Origin of the sequence: Streptomyces sp. NPDC048389 (assembly GCF_040706335.1) — a bacterium.
In the GTDB taxonomy this organism is placed as follows: Bacteria; Actinomycetota; Actinomycetes; order Streptomycetales; family Streptomycetaceae; genus Streptomyces.
In genome coordinates this window covers 1-4,963 of the sequence record NZ_JBEZKP010000113.1, presented here as the reverse complement: position 1 = coordinate 4,963, position 4,963 = coordinate 1, and the positions used below count along the sequence as shown (strand labels likewise).

The window sequence follows — 4,963 nt, the reverse complement described above, 5'->3', positions numbered from 1 at the left end:
ATCGGCCCCGACACCCCCATCATCACCACCGACGCCCGCCACCGCGCCGACGCCAAGAGCGCCCTCATCACACTCGTCGAACACGCACTCATGGCCCGCCTCAAGTAGATTGGCCAAGTAGACAGCGCAATACGGCAGTTGTCGTAGTTGACGCTGAGGCGGGCTGTGTCTTTTGACACGGCCCGCCTCCGTTTTCATAACATTTCGACAGAGAATTCCGGCGCAGTGGACACCGGGCGCACACGCGCGGTACCACTGTGCTCACCTGAGCCTCGCCATTTGACGGGGCTCGTTCTTTATGCCCGTTTTATGTGAGGCGTGGGCCACTCGGAATCCCTGATTCCGAGTGTTTGGAATGGAGCCGCTCGACGTGCTGGAATTCCTCGAACTGCCGAGTAGTGCGGCTCTGAACGAAACACGGCACAGCGTAGGTGCCGACGCCGAGAGGTTGTTGGTCGAGTGAGGCGAAGCAATACGAGCTCCGCAGAGCAACAGGCACGGGGCAACTTCACCCCACCGCCGCGCACCGCGGCATCGCCTGCGGATGCGGTGGGAGCTTCCGGCACTTCCCCGGCCGTCGGCGGTTTCAGCGGCGGCTCCGGCAGTGATTCCAGCCGTCTGTCCCCACGCAACTGGCGGGTGCCCACCCGCCTGAACGCCATCCTCCTCATACCCGTGCTCGTCGGGCTGATGATGGGCGGGTTCCAGGTCAAGCAGTCGATCGACACCTGGAGCGAGGCGCAGGACGCGGAGAAGACGGCGCTGATCGTGCGCGCCGCCGCCGAGTACGGCCAGGCCCTCCTCAACGAGCGCGACCTGACCGCACAGCCCCTGCTGCTGGCCACCAGCGAGGACGCCCGCCAGGTGTCCGTCGTCACCGAGGCGTACGAGACCACCGACGCGGCCAGGGCCAAGTTCGACAAGGCCGTCGAGGACATGCCCGAGGGGCAGGGCCTCGAGCGCCGTCTCCAGCTGTTCAAGCAGGAGGAGCCGAACCTCACCGACCTGCGCAAGGCGGCTTACACCAAGGCCCTCGACCCGGTGCAGACCGAAGAGGGTTACGTCAAGATCCAGCACGTACTGATGGAGTTCGCCAACGAACTCGGCCTCGGCACCGGCAACGTCACCAGCTACGGCCGTACCGTCTACGCGGTCCAGCTCGCCAAGGCCGCCGCGTCGCTGCAGCGCTCGATCGGTATGCACCTACTGGTACGGCCGAGCAAGGACGACACGGTCCTCGCGAAGCAGACCATCGCCTTCAACTCGTACAACTACCTCGAGCAGATCGCCATCGGCGAGTACGTCTCCGGCGGTACGGAGGCCGATACGGCGCGGCTCAAGGAAGTCATGACCGGCAAGGCCACCGAGGGCGGCAAGCGGCTGGCGGCGGCCGGCCTGAACCCGCCCACGGGCGCCGACGGCTCCGTCTTCACCGGCATGGCCACCGCGATCGGCTCCGGCACCGACCCGGACAAGCTGGCGGAGCAGGACGTCACACCCGAGACCTGGATGGGGGCCGCCACCGCCAAGTTCGACGGCTACACGGAGATCGAGAACGATCTGGTGGACCGGGCCGTGCAGGAGGCCGCCCAGATCTCCGACGAAGCCCGCAACGACGCCATCACCACCGGCGCCATCGTCGTCGTCGCACTGCTCGCCGCCTTCATCCTGGCCGGCCTCATGGCCCGCCAGATGAGCCGCTCGATGCGCCAGCTGCGCACCGCCGCCTTCGGTATCGCCGAGCAGCGGCTGCCGATGCTCGTCGACCAGCTCTCCCGCACCGAGCCGGGCCGGGTCGACACCCGTGTCCAGCCCATCCCGATCAACACCCATGACGAGATCGGCGAGGTCGCCCGCGCCTTCGACCAGGTGCACCGCGAGGCCGTGCGGCTCGCCGCCGAGCAGGCCATGCTCCGGGGCAACGTCAACGCGATCTTCACCAACCTGTCCCAGCGCAACCAGTCGCTGATCGAGGGCCAGCTGACCCTGATCACCGACCTGGAGAACAACGAGGCAGACCCGGACCAGCTGGAGAACCTCTTCAAGCTGGACCACCTGGCGACCCGTATGCGCCGCAACGGAGAGAACCTCCTCATCCTCGCCGGCGAGGAGCCGGGCCGCCGCTGGAACCAGCCGGTGCCGCTGGTCGACGTGCTGCGCGCCGCCTCGTCCGAGGTGGAGTCCTACGAGCGCATCGAGCTCACCGGCGTCCCGGAGACCGAGATCCACGGCCAGGCCGTGACCGACCTCGTGCACCTGCTCGCCGAACTGCTGGAGAACGCCACCACGTTCTCCTCCCCGCAGACCAAGGTCCGCGTCACCGCGACCCGCCTGCCCGACGGCCGCGTGATGGTCGAGATCCACGACAAGGGCATCGGCCTCACCGCCGAGGACTTCGCGGACATCAACCACAAGCTGGCCAACCCGCCGACCGTGGACGCCGCCGTCTCCCAGCGCATGGGTCTGTTCGTGGTCGGCCGCCTCGCCGGCCGGCACGGCATCCGCGTACAGCTGCGGCCCTCGGGCGAGCAGGCCGGCACCACCTCGCTGGTCATGCTTCCCGACGCCATCACCCACGGTGGCGGTGGCGAGGCTCTGCCTGAGGACGACTTCACGGTCTCGCAGATCATCCCGGAGCAGCAGTCGTACGAGACGCCGGCCTTCGAAGCGGCCCCGGTGCGCACCGCGGCGGAGCTCGGCTTCGACGACTCGCGCTACGAGCAGTCCTCTGAGGGCGCGCCGTCGCAGCTCGACCCCGTGGGCCGCTCCCTGATGCGCGAGGAGCGCCGTGCGGCCCTGGAGGCCCAGGCACAGGGCGGCGAACGGCCGCTGTACCGGGACGAGACGTCGTACGAGCAGCAGGAGCCCCGGCAGCAGCAGTCGGGGTACGACGAGTACCAGGGCGGCTACCAGGAGGCGTACCAGCCGGCAGCCGGCGGCTACCCGGAGCACGGAGACCGGCAGGACGCGCACCAGCGCGCATATGCGGAAGCCACATACCAGGAGCCCCAGAGCGCCGAGTCGCAGTACGACGCTCAGTACAACAACCAGTCCCATCAGGCGGAGTGGACCGACCAGAGCGGCTATCAGGACGCGTACGAGCCGGAGCACCGAACCGAAGCGGAATCTTCGCCCGACGCTCCCACGAACGGCTCGGAGCGCGTAGGCTTCGACCGTCCGGGACCGGCTCCGAGCAGCACCCACGCACTGACGGGCGCGGGCCTCCCGCGGCGTGGCAGCAGCCAGACGCCGCCGGCACAGCAGCAGCAGTCGCAGCAGCAGTCCGCCGAGCAGGCTCCGTCCGCGGGGCAGAATGGGCAGGCCGCGGAAGGCAGCGACAGCAACGCGGGCGGCTTCGGCGGCGGCGGGGGCATGGAGCCCTCCTCCTGGCGTTCGGCGAACGACGAGCGCTGGCAGCGGGCGGAGAAGCTTCGCGACCCGAAGGCGGGCGGAGTCACCTCGTCCGGCCTTCCCCGGCGAGTGCCCAAGGCCAACCTGATCGAGGGCACGGCCGAGCAGACCCCGCAGGGCGGCCCACAGGTCTCCCGTGCCCCTGAGGATGTGCGCGGCAGGTTGAGCAACCTGCGGCGCGGCGTCCAGCAGGGACGCAGCGCGGGAACGGACACGAACGGACCGGGCCGCGGCCCGGGCAGTACCTACAACCAGGAGCGTTAGTGTGAGTCCGATGAGCCAGGCGGCGCAGAATCTGAACTGGTTGATCACCAACTTCGTGGACAACACCCCAGGGGTGTCGCACACGGTGGTGGTCTCCGCCGACGGACTCCTGCTGGCGATGTCCGAAGGTTTCCCGCGCGACCGCGCCGATCAGCTGGCGGCCGTGGCCTCCGGCCTGACCTCGCTGACCGCGGGAGCGTCCCGGATCTTCGAAGGCGGCGCCGTCAATCAGACGGTCGTGGAGATGGAGCGCGGCTTCCTCTTCATCATGTCCATCTCCGACGGCTCCTCGCTGGCCGTACTGGCCCACCCCGACGCGGACATCGGCCTCGTGGGCTACGAAATGGCCCTCCTGGTCGACCGTGCGGGCAGCGTCCTCACCCCGGACCTGCGCGCGGAGCTCCAGGGAAGCCTGCTCAACTGAGCGCTCATGCTTCTTGATCGGTAGACAGACAGTGCGTTTCACGCCACCGCACCGTTAAGGTGCGGTGGCGCGGGCTCCACAGGGACAGGAACCGGCGATAGGCAGTCGGAGGAGGAAATCGTGGCAACACCCCCAGGCGGGCGCCCTTACGAGGGCGGTCATCAGCCGCACGGTGAGCACACAGACAACCGCTTCAACTTTCCTCCGACGCCGGGCAGAGAGGGCCACCAGCAGCCCTATCAGCAGCCGCAGTCGCCGTACCAGCCGTCCTACGACCCCTCGTACGGACAGCAGCAGCCGAGTTCGCCTCCAGGGCCGCAGGGCCCGGGAGGACAGCACAGGGGCCGACCGGGGACGCAGCGGCGGGCGCACGAGCCCTCCAACACGTCGGCCGGCGGGCCCGGCAGGCACAACCCGCTGGTCCGTCCGTACGCCATGACCGGCGGCCGGACGCGGCCGCGTTACCAGCTCGCCATCGAGGCGCTGGTCAGTACCACGGCCGATCCGTCAAGGCTGCAGGGGCAGTTGCCCGAGCACCAGCGGATCTGCCATCTGTGTTTCGAGATCAAGTCGGTGGCTGAGATCTCGGCACTCCTCTCCATCCCCCTCGGCGTTGCCCGGATCCTCGTCGCCGACCTGGCAGAGGCCGGACTTGTCGCCATTCATCAGCCCGGCGGCGACGAGTCCGCCGGCGGTCAGCCAGACGTGACACTGCTCGAAAGGGTGCTCAGTGGACTTCGCAAGCTCTAGCGGCGGTGCTGCCCGCTCAACCACCAGCGCGAAGATCGTGGTGGCGGGCGGCTTCGGCGTGGGCAAGACCACGTTCGTCGGCGCCGTCTCGGAGATCAACCCGCTGCGTACCGA

The 4,963-nt window shown here is 68.6% G+C and carries 3 protein-coding genes and 2 pseudogenes; all 5 read left to right on the top strand.

Annotated elements, in window-relative coordinates:
- Nucleotides 1-108, top strand: a pseudogene (locus AB0903_RS34140) (ATP-binding protein); the annotation flags it as partial.
- Nucleotides 109-459: 351 nt separating this feature from the next.
- Complete coding sequence (locus AB0903_RS34135) at nt 460-3,675, top strand: nitrate- and nitrite sensing domain-containing protein (RefSeq protein ID WP_366708689.1); 3,216 nt, start codon at nt 460-462, stop codon at nt 3,673-3,675.
- A 10-nt stretch (nt 3,676-3,685) separates the two neighbouring features.
- Entirely contained in the window at nt 3,686-4,099 is a 414-nt protein-coding gene (locus AB0903_RS34130; RefSeq protein WP_006127847.1) for a roadblock/LC7 domain-containing protein, read from the top strand.
- Nucleotides 4,100-4,219: 120 nt separating this feature from the next.
- Nucleotides 4,220-4,849, top strand: coding sequence for a DUF742 domain-containing protein (locus AB0903_RS34125; protein ID WP_366708687.1), 630 nt, complete (start codon nt 4,220-4,222; stop codon nt 4,847-4,849).
- Nucleotides 4,830-4,963, top strand: a pseudogene (locus tag AB0903_RS34120) (ATP/GTP-binding protein); the annotation flags it as partial. The gene AB0903_RS34125 and the pseudogene AB0903_RS34120, both read left to right, overlap by 20 nt.

Coding starts and splice junctions, on each gene's coding strand:
- AB0903_RS34130 (WP_006127847.1), top strand. CDS start 3,686: ATGAGCCAGGCGGCGCAGAATCTGAACTGGTTGATCACCAACTTCGTG.